The 19,344-nt window shown below is 48.2% G+C and carries 16 protein-coding genes and 2 riboswitches; of the genes, 3 read left to right on the top strand and 13 right to left on the bottom strand.

The annotated features are described in order from the left end of the window. Positions 1-128 precede the first annotated feature (128 nt). The gene (pncB, locus tag ITJ87_RS12690; RefSeq protein ID WP_005829296.1) at positions 129-1,313 is read left to right on the top strand and encodes a nicotinate phosphoribosyltransferase; all 1,185 of its coding nucleotides are present in this window, start codon (positions 129-131) and stop codon (positions 1,311-1,313) included. A gap of 31 nt (positions 1,314-1,344) precedes the next feature. Here the strand turns inward: pncB and ITJ87_RS12685 are convergent, their stop codons facing one another. From ITJ87_RS12685 to ITJ87_RS12645, 9 genes are all read right to left on the bottom strand, one after another. Then, positions 1,345-1,914, bottom strand: a complete 570-nt coding sequence (locus ITJ87_RS12685) for a cob(I)yrinic acid a,c-diamide adenosyltransferase (RefSeq protein WP_117964371.1) — start codon at positions 1,912-1,914, stop codon at positions 1,345-1,347. Positions 1,915-1,917: 3 nt separating this feature from the next. Next, complete coding sequence (locus ITJ87_RS12680) at positions 1,918-2,292, bottom strand: hypothetical protein (protein WP_117964372.1); 375 nt, start codon at positions 2,290-2,292, stop codon at positions 1,918-1,920. A gap of 30 nt (positions 2,293-2,322) precedes the next feature. Then, positions 2,323-2,490: a hypothetical protein gene (locus ITJ87_RS12675; RefSeq protein ID WP_229135066.1), complete on the bottom strand. Its 168-nt coding sequence runs from the start codon at positions 2,488-2,490 to the stop codon at positions 2,323-2,325. Between the two features lie 132 nt (positions 2,491-2,622). Next, positions 2,623-4,365, bottom strand: a complete 1,743-nt coding sequence (locus tag ITJ87_RS12670) for a fimbrillin family protein (protein WP_117964373.1) — start codon at positions 4,363-4,365, stop codon at positions 2,623-2,625. A gap of 59 nt (positions 4,366-4,424) precedes the next feature. After that, positions 4,425-5,498, bottom strand: a complete 1,074-nt coding sequence (locus ITJ87_RS12665) for a fimbrillin family protein (protein WP_117964374.1) — start codon at positions 5,496-5,498, stop codon at positions 4,425-4,427. An 11-nt stretch (positions 5,499-5,509) separates the two neighbouring features. After that, positions 5,510-6,649 carry a fimbrillin family protein gene (locus tag ITJ87_RS12660; RefSeq protein WP_117964375.1) on the bottom strand — a complete coding sequence of 380 codons (1,140 nt, stop codon included), beginning with the start codon at positions 6,647-6,649 and terminating at the stop codon, positions 5,510-5,512. 37 nt (positions 6,650-6,686) lie between these two features. Next, entirely contained in the window at positions 6,687-7,733 is a 1,047-nt protein-coding gene (locus ITJ87_RS12655) for a DUF5119 domain-containing protein (RefSeq protein ID WP_229135065.1), read from the bottom strand. Between the two features lie 345 nt (positions 7,734-8,078). Continuing rightward, positions 8,079-9,125, bottom strand: a complete 1,047-nt coding sequence (locus tag ITJ87_RS12650) for a site-specific integrase (protein ID WP_117964377.1) — start codon at positions 9,123-9,125, stop codon at positions 8,079-8,081. Positions 9,126-9,292: 167 nt separating this feature from the next. Beyond that, a complete protein-coding gene (locus tag ITJ87_RS12645; RefSeq protein WP_117964378.1) occupies positions 9,293-10,681 on the bottom strand; it encodes a cobyrinate a,c-diamide synthase in 1,389 nt (462 codons plus the stop codon). 201 nt (positions 10,682-10,882) lie between these two features. On the opposite strand from ITJ87_RS12645, the gene ITJ87_RS12640 reads away from it, so the two are divergent. Both ITJ87_RS12640 and ITJ87_RS12635 read left to right on the top strand, forming a co-directional pair. Beyond that, entirely contained in the window at positions 10,883-12,313 is a 1,431-nt protein-coding gene (locus tag ITJ87_RS12640) for an RNase adapter RapZ (protein ID WP_196096245.1), read from the top strand. 25 nt (positions 12,314-12,338) lie between these two features. Beyond that, positions 12,339-13,091 carry a nucleotidyltransferase family protein gene (locus ITJ87_RS12635; protein ID WP_117964380.1) on the top strand — a complete coding sequence of 251 codons (753 nt, stop codon included), beginning with the start codon at positions 12,339-12,341 and terminating at the stop codon, positions 13,089-13,091. 83 nt (positions 13,092-13,174) lie between these two features. Here ITJ87_RS12635 and ITJ87_RS12630 read toward each other — a convergent pair whose 3' ends face one another. The 4 genes from ITJ87_RS12630 to accC all read right to left on the bottom strand — a co-directional run bounded on the left by ITJ87_RS12630 (position 13,175) and on the right by accC (position 18,640). Next, a complete protein-coding gene (locus ITJ87_RS12630; RefSeq protein WP_195690898.1) occupies positions 13,175-14,860 on the bottom strand; it encodes a putative transporter in 1,686 nt (561 codons plus the stop codon). Positions 14,861-14,994: 134 nt separating this feature from the next. Further along, positions 14,995-16,527, bottom strand: a complete 1,533-nt coding sequence (locus tag ITJ87_RS12625; RefSeq protein WP_117964381.1) for an acyl-CoA carboxylase subunit beta — start codon at positions 16,525-16,527, stop codon at positions 14,995-14,997. 54 nt (positions 16,528-16,581) lie between these two features. Beyond that, on the bottom strand, positions 16,582-17,097 hold the full coding sequence (locus ITJ87_RS12620; RefSeq protein ID WP_117599542.1) for a biotin/lipoyl-containing protein: 516 nt from the start codon (positions 17,095-17,097) through the stop codon (positions 16,582-16,584). A gap of 31 nt (positions 17,098-17,128) precedes the next feature. After that, positions 17,129-18,640, bottom strand: coding sequence for an acetyl-CoA carboxylase biotin carboxylase subunit (accC, locus tag ITJ87_RS12615; RefSeq protein ID WP_117599541.1), 1,512 nt, complete (start codon positions 18,638-18,640; stop codon positions 17,129-17,131). 134 nt (positions 18,641-18,774) lie between these two features. Next, positions 18,775-18,980, bottom strand: a riboswitch (cobalamin riboswitch). A 42-nt stretch (positions 18,981-19,022) separates the two neighbouring features. Then, positions 19,023-19,231, top strand: a riboswitch (cobalamin riboswitch). The last annotated feature ends 113 nt before the right edge of the window (positions 19,232-19,344 follow it).

Genomic DNA, 19,344 nt, shown 5'->3' with positions numbered 1-19,344 from the left:
TGACGGTCTCATTTATAACATGGTTTAATAGGAATATGCCGTTGTTAACAGATAGAGGCTGATCAAATAAGAAATTTTCACTATCTTCATCCCCAAAATCGAACATCATAACTAAAGAATATTTTGCCATGATTCATACCATACTCGATACAGACCTTTACAAATTCACCACCTCGTATGCCTACATCAAATTGTTTCCCTATGCCATGGGCACTTTCAGCTTCAAGGACAGAGACGACACCGCCTATACGGACACGTTTCTGAAGGAACTGCAAGAGGCGGTGGACAGCCTGGCACAGACCGTACTTACTGCCGAAGAGCTGGAATACATGACCCGCCACTGCCGTTTCCTGCCGAGGGTCTATTGGGAGTGGCTCTCCTCCTTCCGCTTCCAGCCGGAGAAGGTAAGCATCCATCTGGACGAGGACCGGCACCTGAACATTGAAATCACGGACTATCTGTACAAGGCCACCCTTTACGAAGTCCCCCTGCTTTCTATCGTATCCGAAATAAAGAACCGTTCTTTGGGAAACGTGGCCGACATGGACGGCATACTCTGCAAACTGTCCGAAAAGGTGGCACTCTCCAACCGACACCAGCTGTATTTTTCAGAGTTCGGCACCCGGAGACGCTTCTCGTTCGAGGTACAGGACAAAGTCATAGACCGTCTGAAGGAAGCCGCCGAATACTGTACCGGGACTTCCAACTGCCACTTCGCCATGAAATACGGCATGAAGCCTATGGGGACGCATCCGCATGAATGGTTCATGTTCCACGGCGCACAGTTCGGCTACAAACACGCCAACTACATGGCCTTGGAAAACTGGGTGAACGTGTACGACGGTGACTTGGGCATCGCACTGTCCGATACCTATACCTCCGGCATTTTCTTAAGTAACCTGAGCCGCAAGCAGGCCAAACTATTCGACGGTGTACGCTGCGACTCCGGCGATGAATTCGATTTCACCGACAAGCTCGTTGCCCGCTACCGCGAACTGGGCATCGACCCTACCACTAAAACCATCGTCTTCAGCAATGCGCTCGATTTTGGCAAGGCACTCGACATCCAGGAGCATTGCAGGGGCAAAATCCGCTGCTCCTTCGGCATCGGCACCAATCTGACGAATGATACCGGATTCAAGCCCTCCAACATCGTAATGAAACTGACGCAATGCAAGATGAACGTCAACCAGGAATGGCGCGAATGCGTGAAGCTGTCCGACGATGCAGGAAAGCATATCGGCAGCGAAGCGGAAGTACGGGCATGTCTGTATGATTTAAGGCTCGGACAGCAAATAGAACCCCTATGCTGAAAACAGCTTCCCGGCGGTTAGCGATAAACGCTTACTGTCTTTTCCTTTTGTAGGCAAACTCTTGCCATTTCTCCTCCGGCCAGTCCTGTCGCTGCATCTCCATGCGGGCCATGACGAAGAACAAGTCCGAAAGGCGGTTGATGAAGCGCAGGATATCCTCGTTCACGGGGTCTTGGCGATGGAGTGTCCACAAACGGCGTTCGGCACGGCGGGCCACGGTACGGGCAAACTGCAGTTGGGCTGATATGGGAGTGCCACCGGGCAAAAGGAAGTAGCCATTGTCCGTCAGCAGGACGGTCATGGCATCCATCTCCTGCTCACAGCGCAGCGTGAGCTCTGCGGCAGAAAGCGGATTAGGATTTACCACTCCCGAGGGAGTGGCCACATGGCTCATTACCACCATCAGTTCCCGTTGGACAGCATGCAGCAACTCCTGCCAGGCATCTTTTGCCGCCAGCATGGAGCGCACGATACCAATCACGGCATTCAATTCATCAAGGCATCCGTTTGCCTCGATACGGATGTCATCTTTCGGCACACGCGTGCCACCATGAATACCCGTTGTTCCTTTGTCTCCAGTTTTGGTATAGACTCTTTTCATACTCTATTTGATAAGAAACTGTGCCCACTGCGGGATTTCCTCTACATATTGTTTGAAGAGGGTCCCGTTTACAGTGCGGAACAATAATCGAGGGATTTGATTTTCTATTGAATTATCGTAGATATATACCCTATCAACCAAGGATATTGCTTTGCCTATATTCAATAACGATTTATAATAACGGGAAATAATTTTGGAAATGGGAACTTCATGCCCTCCATTCAAATAGCGCTGTGTAATACGCCGTACATTTATCTCAGGATTAATGTAAAGGCTATTTTCTACCCATTCATTATAAAGCAGTTGCACTGTCGTAGAAGTTTTACCCGAACCATTCGGACCAGCTACTATACAAAGTGTCGGATTTTTTTCGTTCATCACATGGATATATCACTTACATTTTTAGCTCTATATGCCTTCAATTTTTTCTCTCACCTCTTGCATCCTCCGCTCCCATTCTTTTTTTGCCTTGCGAGAACTTTCACGGGCCGCAACAGCCACTTGTTCCATCAAAGCATGCAGTTGTTCATCAGTAGGGTCTTCCAAAGAAGACAAGCGATAAGTATTCAGTTTCATAATATATTTAAAACAAAGATACTCCACTATTTCGAGAACACAAACGAAATTACATAAAATATCAATGCGCTATCCGGACTTTTTCATAATGAATTCAAACTTAGATTAGAACTGTTTTTAATCAAGGAATGATTAAAAAGCAAAAAACGGCCGGACATGCCATACAGAAGTCTTATTATATCCTTGTAAACAAACCCTTTCCCATTTGTATAAGGGATCATCGATATGCCAGAGAAGCATCCAGTTTCTATCTTTATCATATTGAGAACTGCAACTGAAACCAAGTCTGTGATTCACGTTAAACTGCGGTAGCGATTTACCAACTTTGGATAACTGTCCTTTTAACTTGTCCAACGTTTCCAGTCCCCACTTTTCGTCTTGTAAACCATTACCGGTATTGTGCCGAAAGTTTTCCGGAGATTTTCCACAAATATTCACCAATACATCAAACCATTGCCCTATGCTTGGCAGAAACCACGGACTACGTTCGATCCCATCCGGCACCTTATTGCTGTTATTGTAAGTTTTCACCAGATAAAAAGCACGACAGTCGCTTACAAAAGATGCATCACCCTCATGATTTGCCAGCATTTGTAAAGTTTCAGAGTACCCGTTCATGTTATTCTTAATTCTGCTAAAATCATGCTTTGACTTCACATCAGCTATTGATATTGTATCAATATCCGCTTCGATTAAATCCATCGGTCCCCAATTCCCTTCTTTCAAACTATCCAACATCATCACATAGGCATGATTCCATCCTTTTTTATTACACCTCTCGTCTGTCATCCTTTCCGGATCGCAAGTAATTACCATTCCGATAGCATTTTCATAATCATAGATTTTCCCATCTTCTTCCAACTTCCCGTTTCCGGGATGTACTTCTATTCTTTTATCGATTTCGTTCTGAAAGACAAAATCCCCGGGATAAAGCTTTCTTTCTATACTTCCTTTACCGGGTACGGGACTAATAACCTTCAAGGTATAGCATTTTCCAGAAGTAAAACTGATGGAGCTGCCCGAATAATTTATCTTTATATTCGTATCATCTCTGCCATCGGTAGTCATATAGTTTCCGGTAACCCGTGCATTTGCTTGCGGCAGAACAATGGCACAATATTTCAAAGAATCTATCTGATATGGAGTAATACCGTTCAGACTCACATTAATAGCCGCCGAGTCTGTTCCTAAAACCCTCGATTCCCTATGGTAAACAAAGCCTGCTTTTTCTGGTGCAAAACAACCTACGTATACTTGCGGTTGCAACACAAGCAATGCAAACTGGTGTTGAAACAACAAGTTCAGGATTATTCCGGAAGAATTGTCAATAGCAGGTACGCCGGTGGCAACCAACAAATCGCTGACAATATGCTTTTCTGTTGTGGACTGGTCCTTCGCAGGTTGCAGTTTTTCATTCCCGGTCAGTGAAGCAATAGCTCCGTCCATACCTTTTGAGAGATCTATTGTGATATTCTTCCTATATGGATAGTAAGCGACATAACTCACTCCATCATACCAATAAAGTGTACCATTTCCCACCGGATTCCAACTGCCGCTTGACATATTGTAAACCAATTTGGCATTATCAATATTATCCATTATAGCACCGTCCTTTATGGCAAAAACACCAATCGAATCACCATCGACAAACTCCATTTTAAAAAGTTCGTCCCTTACAGAGGTACGTGTAGAGGACTTTCCTGCATTGGAGAGCTCTTCAAAATCAGCGACTATAGCCCGGACTGTAAAGGGTACTCCCTCACAGCACTCCTTCATACCTCCATTGTTTGCTTCGTATTCGTCAGTGCATGCACTACACACTAAAAGGATGCCCCAAAAGACTATTCCAGTGAAAAATTTCATATATCTTTTCATATTATCTTACTTTAAACAGATTGGCATCTTTTTGCGAAGTCCAGAATTACCCCGTCAGGTCAATCAGTCTCTTGTTTTGCTTCCGTTCCAATAACTGTCTCGGTTTCAGCATTCTCTTCCCATGATACGGGACCGTTCTCCGGTATCACAGTAATTGCCTTTCGTGCTATACCTATAGTATAGCTGACGGCCCTTCCCGAAGCCCAATTATCAGTCAGAGGCAAAGACTGGTTTTCCATACTGACAGTTTGAACAACAAGAGCATTATTACTATCTTTGGCCGTATATTGATAAGAAATATTGAACTTACTTCCTGCCCCGGCAGGAAGCAGAAAGAAGGTTGCAAGCAGTTTCTTTTCTTCTATAATTGTATCCGGTACCGGAAAACTTATTATACCGGTGGTAAAGTTTTCCTTTTCATCAGCCGATGGATATGTCCACTTCCAGCCTATGTCACTATCTGCTGTAGGATTATAATAGGTAAGCAATCCACTCTTCATTCCCGTAATCGAGAAGGAAGTTACTGACTTTCCCTCCGTATTATCATTACTTTTTATATAGACATTGACCTTGGTCAGTGTATGGTGCAGTTTGAAAGTTACATTACCATTGCTTTGATTCATTACCGGAGTTGCGGCAAGAAAATCTATCTGATTATTTACAGCTATCGGAACGGTATACCCCAACACCGGAAATCCGCTTGCCGTTCCTTCATCCTGAAAAGAGAGGTAACCATTTTCCACTTCATTCACGTAAGGGGCATAGGCAAAGAAACTGATTTTATCCGTGGTGGAATTGTCCGACCAGAACTTGACCGGACTATAAGACCATGTTCCCTCATCCTGTTGTTTTTCCACAAGCTGGTTATACATAAAATTCGGTATGGCAGTATTCTCGTTGAATTTTCCATGTGTAAAATATGCAAACACTCCCACATTCTTAAGTTCACCGGCAGTGGCAAATTTCCCGGTTCCCCTCGTCATTGTAATAACTCCAGAAAAGCCGATAGGAAGATTCTCCTGCGGAAGTCCGTTCTTACTTTCTTCCCCACTGCATGCTCCCAACAACAAAAGTAATGCAAGGAGGATGCTACACAACCGCTTCATCCCTATATCTTCTGCTTTTCCTTTCATACTCCTTCTACCTAAATGTTACTTTCCCCATTACTGGTCCATCCCGTCATATTGTCATCAACAGCAATACTGATAGCATTCATCTTGATGGTCAACACGTAAGTATGCTGTGTCCCTTTTTTAAAAGTTCCTTGCGGCAATTTGACTTCTTTATCCGTCACAGTACTTGTCAGATTACTACTATCATTCACCTTTGTCACAACATCATAACTAATCTTTAGGCTCAAATCCCCTTCCTTGGCTGTACCGTTTTGGTTATTCACTGGAATGAAATAAAGAGCTTCCTTTTCTGAGAACAAAGCTGTTGCATCGGTATTACTACTTACGTCGACAGCACTCTTCTTATACCCCCATTGGTCAATGCCTGTTCTATTCACAAACTCACTAAGGTCTTGCTCAGCCGAAAAATAGGATGCGGAAGGTGAGATGGCATTCCAAGCATCAGTACCGAAATCATAAACCGCTTTGTTGTAAAGTATTCCACTTCCCGGAGACAGTTTTAATCCTGTTACAAAGATTCTTGTTTCAGCGCCCAGATTCACGTCCGGCTTCACCTTGACATTGGCTATTTGGGTAAGCACATGGCTGAATTTAAACTGGACTGTTCCTTTGTTACCGACATTGCTCTCAGAAGTCAAGTCTTTTATGGCAGTACGGCAATCCGTTACTAAATCCACCATATCTTTCCAATTATTTGAAGTTTTTACTTCAAAGGTGATTTTAGGAGCCTCTTTATCACTTTGTGCCGATAAAATTATTTTTTGGTCTGTTCCCTCTCCCGGATTGGATTCATAAGGTGCATAAGCGAAGAAAGTTATTTTATCATCATTCGTCGGCCAAAAACGCAGAGAAGCATACCCCCAACTACCGGAAGTCCATGTAGCATGTTCATTATACATAAAATCGGGTGTTGTACTCGTTTTCTCACTATCCCATCCTTCCTTGCTTGTTTTATAGGCAAAAATACCGAAACCGGCATCCGCTTCTTTCAGCGTGGACGTAGTGGTTTCCGTTCCTCTGGTCTGTACTCCCGTATATACATCCAAACCGATTGTCCGGTCTGCATCCGGATTTATCCCCGTAACTTCATTTTGCGAGCAACCGGCTATCGTCAGCGCTGCCATTGCCATCAATAAACTTTTCGTTCCCATCTTCTATTCATTTTTTCAATTAATATTAATTATGTCCTCAAATATCTATATCACTGTTCACTTCATCCTCCCAGTCATCCACGTTGGCGTCAAAACCCGAACTTCCTTCAACTTTCACATTCGGTACTTTTTTTTCGCACGTCATGTCGATGAAAATGCTCATTCTTCCACCTCCTTCTTCCAACTGGCTTATTTTCAGATCATCAAAACTTTCTTCAAATGTGGTTTTCCCGTCCACCAATTCTGCTCTCAAATGCAGGTTATGTGAAATCTCCGTATCAAAACCAAACACGCTGATAGAGGCGCTTAGTGTTCCGTCCGTCGCCGATCCGGAATTATAAACGGGATTACCGAGACAAAACTCCTGCGCCACAGTCTTTTCTGAAATCTGTCCCGAAGCGAGAAACACAGATTCTGCAATACCATCCAATTTACAAATGGCATTACGTATATTGTTCATTCCTTTAATACGGATTTTAACTGTTATCTTTTGAGTCAGTTTTTGGGGAAGGAAACAGAGCTGGCAACCATTTTTACTACCGTCAATCTTTTTGCTCCCCCAGTTAGTCATGCCCGATGAATAGTTTCCCGACATGCCCGGAGTCACTTCAAAACTTTCCATACAATCGGCTGCAAGTTCGTCGGGACTATCCATAATGATTATCTCCGTGGAAGGGACATCCTTTGTCACCACATTTGTGGCATGTGCCTCCAACGTCCGGTAGGCATCTTCTCCCCTAAAGCCCAGGTTACCAAAATCGTCAAATGAACGGTTAAAGAGAACAACGTCATAACGTCCTTCTTTCAGATACACAGTCTTATACGTTCGGCCGCCCATCAGTACCATAATGGGACTACTGCCGTCTGTAGGATAGAATACAGTGGTGGCACCATAATCCTGTTCCTTCTCATTCAATCCCGACCGACTCCAATCAGCACTGATTATGATTTCAGTTTCAAGGAAGTAAACCTGCTCACGGTGACTACAAGCGACCAACATGAAGAAGGTGAAGTTGTAAAACACCCACAATAGCAGCATGTTTCCCGATGCAAAAAGCAAGTGTTTTATTTTTATAAGTATCATTATAATTTGCTTTGTCAAGCCGTTACTTACCAAGTAACGGATAGTCTTCTCTATCCGCAATAAAAAAAGCTGTTTTGGGAGTCATATAATGATGTAAAGAAATATATTCCGTTTTTGAGGCATCAGAAATGGAGGAGCACTTTGTGTGTTTTTCAGAATACACACCGGAACAATATGTATTTTTTCGTGTGTTGTGTCGGTAAACAAATAAAATGATAAGATTTTTATAGAAAACTAAACTATTATTTGGATTTATGAGGAAGAATTCCAATCTTTGTGAATCAAACTATCCGTTACTTGGTAAGTAACACTTCCCTTACCAGAGCCATTGTCAGACGGCATTTTTCATGCAACTTTCTTTTCATTGTATCCTGCGACCGAGATTATCAGTTCTTCATTGGCCGCATCCACCTTTTCATTCTCAAAAGGTTTCAGGTATGTTTCCGTCACCTTGATAGAGAAATGGCCCAATGCCTTGCTGATGATGCCGATACTCATTCCTGCATGAAAAGCCAACGTAGCCCATGTATGGCGCGCCACATATGAGCTGAGCTTCACACCTGGCAGCAACAGAGACGCTATTTTTTCCAGTTTCAGATTGAAGCCACGAAGAGCCCGAAGATAATCCATATACAGTTCTTTATCCTTTTTCACCTTCCCGGCCCGTTTCTTCTTGCTCTCTTGTCTGTGTAGAATCGGAAAGAGATAGATGGAATCCGGATTCCTGTTTTTAAACTCTTTCATCAGTTCCATCGCTTCTTTGGGAATACGCACCGTCATCTGCCGTCCTGTTTTGTGGCGGCTATATACAATGCGGTTCCCTTTCACATCTTGTTTACGCAAATAAGCGAGGTCAATGAACGGCATTCCTCGGAATAGGAACATCAATAAGAAATAAGCCAGCACACACCGCAGATCCGAAGGCAATTTTCTTAAGTCTGTACACAGCAACGTATTCATCTGTTCCAGTTCCAGCGCCCGTTTAGTCTGTGATTCCACTTTTGTGTACACGTCATCAAACAATTTCGGGTTATAGGGCAGCACCTTTTCACCGACCATCTGGTGATATACCGCCTTCAAGTTCCGCATATAGGTGGAAATGGTATTCAAGCTCAACCCTTTAGGTTCTCTTTTCCGCTTCCTCATTCCTTCCCGTCTCATCCATTCTTCATACTCCTTCAACCTGCCTGGCGTAAAGACCTCATCCACCGGCATCGGCATTCCTGCTCCACCGTAAAACTCCGCGATAGATTTCAACGCATACGTATAGGTATGTGCCGCCGAGCGCTTCTTATCCGCTTCCAACTGCTCAATCACCGTCTGCATATAAGATGCCAAATCCGGCATCTTCATGGGGCTCCCCATTTCTACATTCTTCTCTTTTTTACTCATAATAAATCTGATTTTCAAATCCGCACCCTACGCATATCCTGAAAAGGCCACGTTGATGGGAAAATTTATGAGTACAAAGTAAATTATATAAGAAAATTATAAAGAATATATAGGGATAAATAAATTTGTTCACTAAAACAAACCGGTTCAAAGGAGGTTCTACAAGATTAGAGTTCACCGAACAAAGCCATCACATCCACCTCGCCCCAATACAGATGCGTATAACTGGCTATCAGGTTCTTATAGCGAAAGACGGGAGTGGTTACCTTCCCTCCTTTGGCATTGTAGACCTGCGCTATCGAGGGAGGAAGACTGCACGCACCACCTTCTTTTCCATCGGTTTCGGGCACGGCAAACTGCGTATAATGGAATTCGTGTCCTTTAAGCCGCCATCCGTTATAGTCGAACCGGCGGTATCCCAATGTCAATTTCCTGCGTTTACGCTCGTTCGTAATGCTGAAAGGCAATACTCCTACCATCTCATTTCCAATATTGCCTACACAGCTCCCGGCACTTCCCCCGTCCGTATCCCCATCAGAAAGAACGGACTGCGAAAGATATATCATCCCCCCGCATTCCGCCAGCGTCCTGCCACCGGCCTCTATATAGCTGCGGATAGACTCCCTGGCAAGCCTTGCCCCGGCAAGTTCCTCCAGACGGTTCTCGGGATAGCCGCCGGGCAGATAGAGCAAATCCGTCTCTTGCGGAACAGCCCGGTCCTGCTCCGGATTGAAGAAAGTGACCGTGCCCATACGGCGCAGAATATCCAGATGTTCCGCATACAGGAAGGAAAAGGACTCTTCGTTGCGCGCTACCGAGATATGTAGCTTCCCCGGCTCCGATAGTACCGGCTTCTCCTCCACTGCCGCCGTAGGCAATGGACGCCCGGTTGTCGAGAGCAGTAGTTCCCAGTCCACATGTTCCTCCAGCAAGCCTGCCAGCATGTCCAGCCCCTCCGTCTCCTTAGAACGGCTGAAATCCAGCCCCAGATGGCGCGACTCCTGCTCCAGTTCCTTCTGCTTGGGCAGATAGCCCAGACAAGTCACGTTCAAGTCTTCACAGACCTCCTGTAACATCCGATAGTGACGGAGCGAGCCGACACGATTGAAGATAACTCCCGCAATACGTATATCCGGACGAAAATTGATGAACCCCGACAACAAAGGAGCCATGGAATAGGCAGCCGACTTGGCATCAACCACCAGCACCACAGGAATACCCAAGAGCCGAGCCACTTCTGCCGACGAGCCCCGGTCGCGGTCGTACCCGTCGTACATCCCCATCATCCCCTCGACCACGGCAACATCCGCATCCGCCGAATAGCGTGCATACAGACTGCTTACGTGCTCCTGAGATGCCATGAAAGTATCCAGATTGATGGAAGGACGGCCGCATACCACCTCGTGATACTTGGTATCTATATAATCGGGGCCGCATTTGAAAGGCTGCACCTTCAGACCTTTCTTCACAAACAATGCCATCAGTCCACGACTGACGGTGGTCTTTCCACTGCCCGATGTAGGGGCGGCTATGAGAAACTGAGGGATGGAACGCATAATTAATGTGTTAATGATTTAATGTGCCAATGTGCTAATCGGCTGCGCTATACTTGCGCTACTTCCCCATGCCGCAGGTCATTGACATATTGACATATTGGCACATTGGCATATTGGCACATTAGTACATTTTCAACGTGCAAAGATAAGCATATCTCCGACAAAAGTTTTATCTTAGCTGCCAAAATAAAACATACCACCATGATAACCGAAGAACTTAAGAAACTCTACATCGCACATACCGGACACGAACCGGAACAGATTGACGAACTCCCCTCCTCCGGCTCCAACCGCCGTTACTTCCGCCTCATCGGAAGTCCTACACTTATCGGCGTCAGCGGAGAGTCTGTGGAGGAGAACCGCGCCTTCCTCTACATGGCAGAACATTTCCGCCAGAAAGGACTGCCCGTACCGCAAGTGTTCATCCGCTCCGAAGATGATATCTATTATCTGCAAGAAGACCTGGGCGACTCGCTCCTATTCAATGCCATCGAGAAAGGCCGCAAGACCAGCGTATTCGGCGAGGATGAGAAGCAGTTACTGCGCAAGACCATCCGTCTGCTGCCCGCCGTGCAGTTTGCCGGAGCCGACGGCATGGACTTCTCCTACTGCTACCCGCAGGCAGAGTTCAATAGCCGCAGCATTCTGTGGGACTTGAACTACTTTAAATACTGCTTCCTCAAGGCTACGGGAATGGACTTCCAGGAAGACCGGCTGGAAGACGACTTCCAGAAGATGGCAGACGTGTTGCTCCGTAGCAGCTCCGCCACCTTCATGTACCGCGACTTCCAGAGCCGTAACGTCATGATAAAGGACAACGAGCCGTGGCTCATCGACTTCCAGGGCGGACGCAAAGGTCCGGTTTACTACGACGTTGCCTCCTTCTTGTGGCAAGCCAAAGCAAACTATCCCGACAGCCTGCGCAAAGAGTTGCTGAAGGAATACATCGACGCCCTGCGCAAGTACCAGCCCGTGGACGAGGCTTATTTCTATGCCCAGCTTCGCCACTTCGTATTGTTCCGCACCATGCAGGTGCTGGGTGCCTATGGTTTCCGCGGTTACTTCGAGAAGAAGCCCCACTTCATACAAAGTGTCCCCTTCGCCATCGAGAACCTGCGCCAGCTGCTCCAAGAGCCTTATCCCGAATATCCCTACCTCTGCCGGATTCTGCGCGAACTTACCGAGCTGAAACAGTTTACAGACGACCTGCAAAAGCGCCGCCTCGTGGTGAAAGTCACCAGCTTTGCCTACAAAAAAGGTATCCCCGAAGATTCCACGGGCAACGGAGGAGGTTTCGTCTTTGACTGCCGCGCTGTGAACAACCCCGGCAAGTACGAGCGTTACAAACCCTTCACGGGACTGGACGAACCCGTTATCCGCTTCCTGGAAGACGACGGCGAGATAGCCGTATTCCTGGAGCATGCCTACGCCCTTGTCGACACTTCCGTGAAGCGCTACATGGAACGCGGCTTCACCAATCTGTCTGTCTGCTTCGGCTGCACCGGCGGACAGCACCGCTCCGTGTACTCGGCACAACACCTGGCGGAACATCTGCACAAGAAGTTCGGCGTGCAAGTGAACCTGATACATAGAGAACAGAATATTGAACAGACGTTTAAGGCCAAAGTTTAATGTGCTAATGTGAGAATATGCCAATATGAAAGCCATGATTTTCGCCGCCGGCCTGGGCACCCGGTTGCGCCCCTTGACGGACAACATGCCCAAGGCCCTCGTTCCCGTAGCAGGAAAGCCCATGCTGGAACGGGTGATACTGCGGTTGAAGGAAGCAGGATTCAACGAGATAACGGTCAATATCCACCACTTCGGGGAGCAGATTATCGACTTCCTCCGTGCCCACGACAACTTCGGCACGGAGATTCACATCAGCGACGAACGCGGCATGCTGCTCGACACCGGAGGAGGCATCAAAAAGGCACGCCCCTTTCTGGACGGACAAGAACCTTTCCTGGTGCACAACGCGGATATTCTGACGGACATTGACCTTGCAGGCCTCTACCGCCACCATCTGGAGAGCGATGCGGAGTCTACCCTGCTTGTGAGCGAGCGCAAGACTTCCCGCTATCTCCTTTTTGACGACGACTACCACCTGCACGGCTGGATAAACAAGTCCACCGGAGAGGTGAAACCGGCAGGCTTCGACTACCGGGAAACGAAGTACCGGGAACTCGCCTTCGGAGGTATCCACATCATCTCCCCCTCCCTCTTCCACCTGATGGACGATGGGCAGTGGAACGGCAAGTTCTCCATCATTCCTTTCTACTTGTCCGCCTGCACAAAGGTGCACATACAAGGCTATCCGCTGCAAGGATTCCGCTGGTTCGACATCGGCAAACCGGAGACACTGGCACAAGCGGAGGAATACTACAAACAAAAACAACAAGTAATGTAAAGCAGCCTAACATTACTTGTTAGCTCTCTTTACATTACTTGTTATCAAATCAACCTATGTACCATAGATTATCTATGGTGAAACTACGCCAGTACCAGTATCAGCAACTGAGCCGTCAGCACCCGCAGGAACATAGCCAGCGGATAGACCGTGGCGTATCCCACCGCAGGGGCATCGCAGGATGTCAAGTCCGAGGAATAGGCCAATGCAGGTGGATTGGTGTTAGCTCCGGACAGCACACCTATCAGCGTATAGTAGTTCAGCTTCCAGAAATAGCGCCCCATGAATCCTGTCACCAGCAACGGAACGACCGTGATGATGGCCCCATAGCCAATCCACACATAGCCGCCTTCGTAGATAATGGTATCGATGAATCCCTTTCCTGCACCCAACCCCACGCAGGCCAGGAACAAGGCGATACCGATTTCGCGTATCATCAGATTGGCACTCATCGTCGTGTAGGTTATCAGCTTATATTGAGGCCCGAAACGGCTGATGAGGATGGAAACCACCAACGGTCCGCCAGCCAGTCCCAGTTTCACGGGTTGGGGAATGCCGGGGAACATGAACGGCAGACTGCCCAAGATACATCCCAGGGCAATACCCAGGAAGATAGGAATCAAGTTGGGATGGTTGAGACGCTTCAGCGAGTTACCCAGCACCTTCTCCGCATGGCTCACGGCAAGCTCACTGCCTACAATCGTCACACGGTCTCCCATCTGCAACTGCAAGTGGGGAGTTGCCACCAGGTCCACGCCCGAACGGTTGATACGGGTGATGCAGGCACCGAAGTTGTTACGTATCTTGAGCTGAGACAGAGACTTGCCGTTCAGTTCCGGCTTGGTGATGAGGATGCGGCGTGAAATCAAGTTCTTGTCCTCCCGTTCCCACTCCACCGAAATTTTTCTTCCGAAGAAGGCAACAATGGCCTCCACATCTTTCGGGTTGGCAATGAACAGAATTTCATCCTGCATGTGCAGCACCGTATCGGCATTCGCCAGTTCTGTTTCCTGACTGCCGGTGTGCCGGATGCGGGAGATGACAAACGCACGGTTCAACAATGGTTTCACATCTCTGATCCGCTTGCCGTCTATTGCCTCATTGCGTATCTCTACCGATATGGGACGCACGGTCAGCTCCTGCAGATGACCCAGCCCGTGCTCGGCATCCTCCTCTTCTTTTTGGGTGTTAATCCGCATGAAAATCTTCAAGGCTAGCAGCGCCAGGATGCAGCCCACCACACCCAGCGGATAGGCAACGGCATATCCGAGTGCGATTTCCGGAGCATCCACCCCGTTGAGGTCACTGTTTGCCTGCTGGGCAGCACCCAGACCGGGGGTATTGGTCACGGCTCCGGACAAGATACCCACCATCGTAGTAATGGGGATTCCGGTGGCAAAGTGCAACACAATGGTGATAACCACGCTGAGGAAGACGGAAAGCATTGCTACCATGTTCAGCGTAAGTCCGCCCTTCTTGAAAGCGGAGAAGAATCCCGGTCCCACTTGCAGACCGATGGAATAGACAAACAGTATCAAGCCGAACTCCTTCAGGAAGTGCAGCAGATGTTCGTCGAGGTTCATGTCGAAATGTCCGAAGACAATGCCCACAAACAAAATCCAAGTGACACCCAGCGAGATGCCTGCCACCTTCAACTTGCCCAGCATGATACCGAAGGTGATGACCAGGGACAGAATCAGGACAGAGTGTGCCACTCCTCCGCCCCAAAGATTGGGATAACCCTCAAAGAGGTTTCTTAATAGTTCCATAGTTTCTATCTTTAGTTTTTACTTTTTACTTTTCAACCTTACTGTTTAATTCTTAATTCTCTATTTAAAAAGTATATCCCCACAGAAATCACTTCTCCGGGGATACGCATTTCACACATAAAAAATAACTACTATTATAAAGGCATGTTGCCGTGCTTTTTCGGTGGATTGCTCTGATTCTTGTTGTGCCCCATCTCCAATGCCTGCACCAGCTTGTAGCGGGTGTCACGCGGCATGATGACCTCATCTATGAGGCCACGCTCGGCGGCACGGTAAGGGTTGGAGAACTTGTCTTCATACTCCTTGATAATCTCCTGCTTCTCTTCGGCAGAGGACTTGCGGTAGAGGATGTTCACTGCACCCTCGGCACCCATCACGGCGATTTCCGCCTGCGGATAAGCCAGGTTCACGTCGGCACCCGTCGGCTTGCTGGACATCACGATGTAGGCGCCGCCGTATGCCTTGCGGGTAATCAGCGTTATCTTGGGCACGGTAGCCTCAGCGTAGGCATAGACAATCTTGGCGCCGTGGCGGATGATGCCGTTGTGCTCCTGCATCGTTCCGGGCAAGAAGCCGGGAACATCTTCGAAGGTTATCAGCGGGATGTTGAAGCAGTCGCAGAAACGAATGAAACGTGCCGCCTTGTCGCTGGCATCAATATCGAGCACACCCGCCAGATAGGCAGGCTGGTTTGCCACGATACCTACCGAACGCCCGTTCAGGCGACCAAAACCGATAACGACGTTCTTGGCAAAGTGAGGCATCACTTCGAAGAAGTACTGGTTGTCCAGCACCGGTTCTATAATATCCTTGATGTCATAGGGCATGTTCGGGTCTTCGGGGATGACGGTCTGAAGCGTCTCTACCCGGCGATGGATATCGTCGGAGCAGGGAGTGAAGGGAGCATCCTCCATATTGTTGGACGGCAGGAAACTCAGCAGCTCGCGGATGCTCATCAGTGTCTCCTCCTCCGTATTGCACATGAAGTGAGTAACGCCGCTCTTGCTGCTATGCGTATAGGCACCGCCCAGTTCCTCCTTGTCCACCTCCTCGTGGGTCACGGTCTTTACCACGTCCGGACCGGTGATGAACATGTGGCTCTGCTCCTTTACCATGAAGATAAAGTCGGTAAGCGCCGGAGAGTAGCATGCCCCACCGGCACACGGCCCCAGAATGGCAGATATCTGCGGGATGACACCCGACGCAATGGTGTTCTGATAGAAGATGGAGGCATAGCCTGCCAAGCTGTTCACACCTTCCTGAATGCGCGCGCCGCCCGAATCGTTGAGGGCAATGACGGGAGCGCCGTTCTTCAGGGCAAGCTGCTGCACCTTCACAATCTTTGCGGCATTCGTCTCGCTGAGCGAACCGCCGTGCGCCGTGAAGTCGTAGGCATAGACAAATACAAGGCGGCCGTCTATCTTTCCGTAACCGGACACCATGCCGTCTCCGGCAATCTGCTTCTTCTCCATGCCGAAGTTGGTGCAGCGATGGTTCACGAACTTGTCCAGCTCATTGAACGAGCCTTTGTCCAGCAGCATCTCAATACGTTCGCGGGCAGTCATGCGGCCGGAGGCGTGTTGTTTCTCTATCTTGTCTACGCCCCCACCCAGCGAGGCACGTTTGTCCAGTTCCTCAAACTGGCGATATATTTCTTCTCTGTTCATATTTGCATTTACAATTTAGTGATTTATAATATACGGACTGAATGCGACTCGGGATTATTCCCCCTTTATCAACTCCAATTCAATCAATACTTGGTTGGCATTTACCGGTTCGCCCTCGCTCACGAGGATGTTGCGGACGATGCAGTCGGCATTTACCTTATAGTTACTCTGCATCTTCATGGCTTCCAGCACCACGGCAATGTCTCCGGCAGCCAGTCGGTCGCCCACCTTGACGGGGATGCTCACTACCTTGCCCGGCATCGGCGCCAGAATCTTGTCGCCCTGCTTCTCGTCGGCTCCTTTCTTCATGTGCAGATACTTGGCTTGCGTGTCTACAATGTCTACGTGGAAGGAACGCTGGAGCATGCTGATGTCATAGCTCTTTCCTCCCTCGCCGCGCACAAGGCCTGCGTTGAACGAGTTTCCGTTGTGCAGGACGGAGCAACTTCCGTTCTCCGCCATCACAATGTCCACTTCGTAAGGCTTTCCGTCAATGGTAAGCTGAACCTTATTTCCTTCCTTACCCACCAGGGTAATGTCTGCTATACGGTCTCCTATATGTATTTCCATTATTAAATCTCCATTATCAATTTTCCATTCCTTAAATCCTAAGCACTCCCTTCTGCAAGCCGAATTCCCTCCAACGGCTGATGGGGCGGCCATCGGACAGCTGTGCCGAAACGTTCTCCTCCAGATTAACCAGATAGTCCATATAGGCGGCTATCATGGCAATGTTCTCCAACTCTTCGTTGGTGGTATTGGTGCGTACCAGCATGCGGGCGTTCTTCTCGATAAAGAGGGTGTTGTACTCTCCCTTCACAAAGTCGGGCACGTGCATGATGCGCTTCAGATAGGCAAGGTTGGTCTTTACGCCCGTAATCTTGTACTCATAGAGCACACGGCGCATACGCTCGATGGCATACTGGCGGGTGGTTGCCCATACGATGAGCTTACCTATCATAGGGTCGTAGTAGATGGGAATCTCATAGCCGTCGTACACATAGCTGTCTATACGCACACCGATTCCGTTCGGCTCCGTCAGTTGCTTGATGACACCGGGAGACGGCATGAAGTTGTTTTCCGTATCTTCGGCACAGATGCGGCACTCTATGGCATGACCGCGCTGGAACAGGTCCTCCTGCTTGAGGTGCAACACCTCGTCGTTGGCAATACGGATTTGCTCTTTCACCAGGTCTACGCCTACCACCTCTTCCGTGATGGGGTGCTCCACTTGCAGGCGCGTATTCATTTCGAGGAAATAGAAACGGCGGTTCTTGTCTACCAGAAACTCGATGGTACCTGCACCGGAGTAGTTCACTGCCTTTGCTGCGGCAACCGCCTTCTCTCCCATTTCCCGGCGCAATTCCGGCGTAAGGAAGGGTGACGGGCTTTCTTCTACCACCTTCTGGTTGCGGCGTTGCACGGAGCATTCGCGGTCGAAAAGGTGGATAACGTTGCCGTGGTTGTCGCCCAATATCTGGAACTCGATGTGATGCGGTTCTTCCACGAACTTCTCCAGATAGACCGTGTCGTCTCCAAAGGAGGACATGGACTCGGAGCGTGCCGTGTTGTAGGCTTCCACCACTTCGCTCTCGTTATGGATAAGGCGCATACCTTTACCACCGCCACCCATAGACGCCTTCAGCATCACGGGGTAGCCTATCTCGTTGCAGATACGCACGGCTTCTTCGGCACTCTGCAAAGGTTGTTCCGTTCCGGGAACCACGGGTACGCCTGCCGCAATCATTCGCTTGCGGGCAGCTATCTTGTCGCCCATCGCCTCCATCGTCTCGGCGGCGGGACCGATAAAGATAATCCCTTCCTCCTTGCAACGGCGTGCAAACTCCGAGTTCTCCGACAAAAAGCCGTAACCCGGATGGATGGCATCGGCACCGCATCGCTTTGCCGTGGCAATCACTTTTTCAATATTCAGATAACTCTCTTTTGCCACGGCCGATCCTATCGGATAGGCTTCATCGGCATATGCCACATGATGAGAAGTACGGTCGGCATCGGAAAAGACGGCAACCGTAAGCAGTCCCATCTCCCGGCACGAACGCATGACGCGCAAGGCAATCTCACCTCTGTTGGCAATCAATACTTTCTTAATCATTTTACTTTTTCTTTAATATATAAAGGATATATATAGTCACACCACAATGCGGACATACCTTCAACAAAGGCATTCCATTTCTTGTTTAAATGTTCAACTAATATCTTCGTACTGTCTTCCTAACCCACGAGCAAAGGCAGCCTTTAATGAATGGCAGGTCTTCTGACTGACTCCTAATCCTGAAGCCTTCCCGATATTTCAATGCATATCAGTGGCAAAGGTGTTTTTCATGATATAAACGGAGCTTCACAGCAGCGGGACTGTCCGGGATTTACACCCGATTCCCTTTTAATCCAGATGATGGAAACATGCATCCGGAACCAATTCGCGGGCAAAGATAAGAAAAATTATCAGGAGTATTCGCAAACCTAATAGTTTTTGTTATCTTTGTCCCAGTTTTGGTTTCACCTCTCCCGGTTCTGTTGGAGATGAGTGATGAAAAAGGGAATCAGGTGCAAATCCTGAACAGACCCGCTGCTGTAAGTCCTTCCAAAATCTTTGAATATTCTACAAGCCACTGTCCGCCCGGCGGATGGGAAGGCATTCAAAGAGGGATAAGTCAGAAGACCTGCCAAGACAACATAGTTTTAGTGCTTTCGGGGAATAAAGCAACAAAACATTGAGTCGAGGCATTCTTTATCCATATAAAGGAATCTTTCTCTTTGTTCATTTTTCCTTGAGGGCAAGTTACGAACGCTTATAAG

The sequence above is a fragment of the Bacteroides sp. HF-162 genome, assembly GCF_015679285.1.
In the GTDB taxonomy this organism is placed as follows: domain Bacteria; phylum Bacteroidota; class Bacteroidia; order Bacteroidales; family Bacteroidaceae; genus Bacteroides; species Bacteroides uniformis.
Note: the sequence above shows the minus strand (reverse complement) of the source record. Positions and strands in the feature narration are given on the sequence as shown.

Bases quoted from the DNA above. Each gene is read 5' to 3' on its own strand.
- pncB (WP_005829296.1), top strand. From the start codon at position 129: ATGATTCATACCATACTCGATACAGACCTTTACAAATTCACCACCTCG.
- ITJ87_RS12685 (WP_117964371.1), bottom strand. From the start codon at position 1,914: ATGAAAAGAGTCTATACCAAAACTGGAGACAAAGGAACAACGGGTATT.
- ITJ87_RS12680 (WP_117964372.1), bottom strand. From the start codon at position 2,292: ATGAACGAAAAAAATCCGACACTTTGTATAGTAGCTGGTCCGAATGGT.
- ITJ87_RS12675 (WP_229135066.1), bottom strand. From the start codon at position 2,490: ATGAAACTGAATACTTATCGCTTGTCTTCTTTGGAAGACCCTACTGAT.
- ITJ87_RS12670 (WP_117964373.1), bottom strand. From the start codon at position 4,365: ATGAAAAGATATATGAAATTTTTCACTGGAATAGTCTTTTGGGGCATC.
- ITJ87_RS12665 (WP_117964374.1), bottom strand. From the start codon at position 5,498: ATGAAAGGAAAAGCAGAAGATATAGGGATGAAGCGGTTGTGTAGCATC.
- ITJ87_RS12660 (WP_117964375.1), bottom strand. From the start codon at position 6,649: ATGGGAACGAAAAGTTTATTGATGGCAATGGCAGCGCTGACGATAGCC.
- ITJ87_RS12655 (WP_229135065.1), bottom strand. From the start codon at position 7,733: ATGATACTTATAAAAATAAAACACTTGCTTTTTGCATCGGGAAACATG.
- ITJ87_RS12650 (WP_117964377.1), bottom strand. From the start codon at position 9,125: ATGAGTAAAAAAGAGAAGAATGTAGAAATGGGGAGCCCCATGAAGATG.
- ITJ87_RS12645 (WP_117964378.1), bottom strand. From the start codon at position 10,681: ATGCGTTCCATCCCTCAGTTTCTCATAGCCGCCCCTACATCGGGCAGT.
- ITJ87_RS12640 (WP_196096245.1), top strand. From the start codon at position 10,883: ATGATAACCGAAGAACTTAAGAAACTCTACATCGCACATACCGGACAC.
- ITJ87_RS12635 (WP_117964380.1), top strand. From the start codon at position 12,339: ATGAAAGCCATGATTTTCGCCGCCGGCCTGGGCACCCGGTTGCGCCCC.
- ITJ87_RS12630 (WP_195690898.1), bottom strand. From the start codon at position 14,860: ATGGAACTATTAAGAAACCTCTTTGAGGGTTATCCCAATCTTTGGGGC.
- ITJ87_RS12625 (WP_117964381.1), bottom strand. From the start codon at position 16,527: ATGAACAGAGAAGAAATATATCGCCAGTTTGAGGAACTGGACAAACGT.
- ITJ87_RS12620 (WP_117599542.1), bottom strand. From the start codon at position 17,097: ATGGAAATACATATAGGAGACCGTATAGCAGACATTACCCTGGTGGGT.
- accC (WP_117599541.1), bottom strand. From the start codon at position 18,640: ATGATTAAGAAAGTATTGATTGCCAACAGAGGTGAGATTGCCTTGCGC.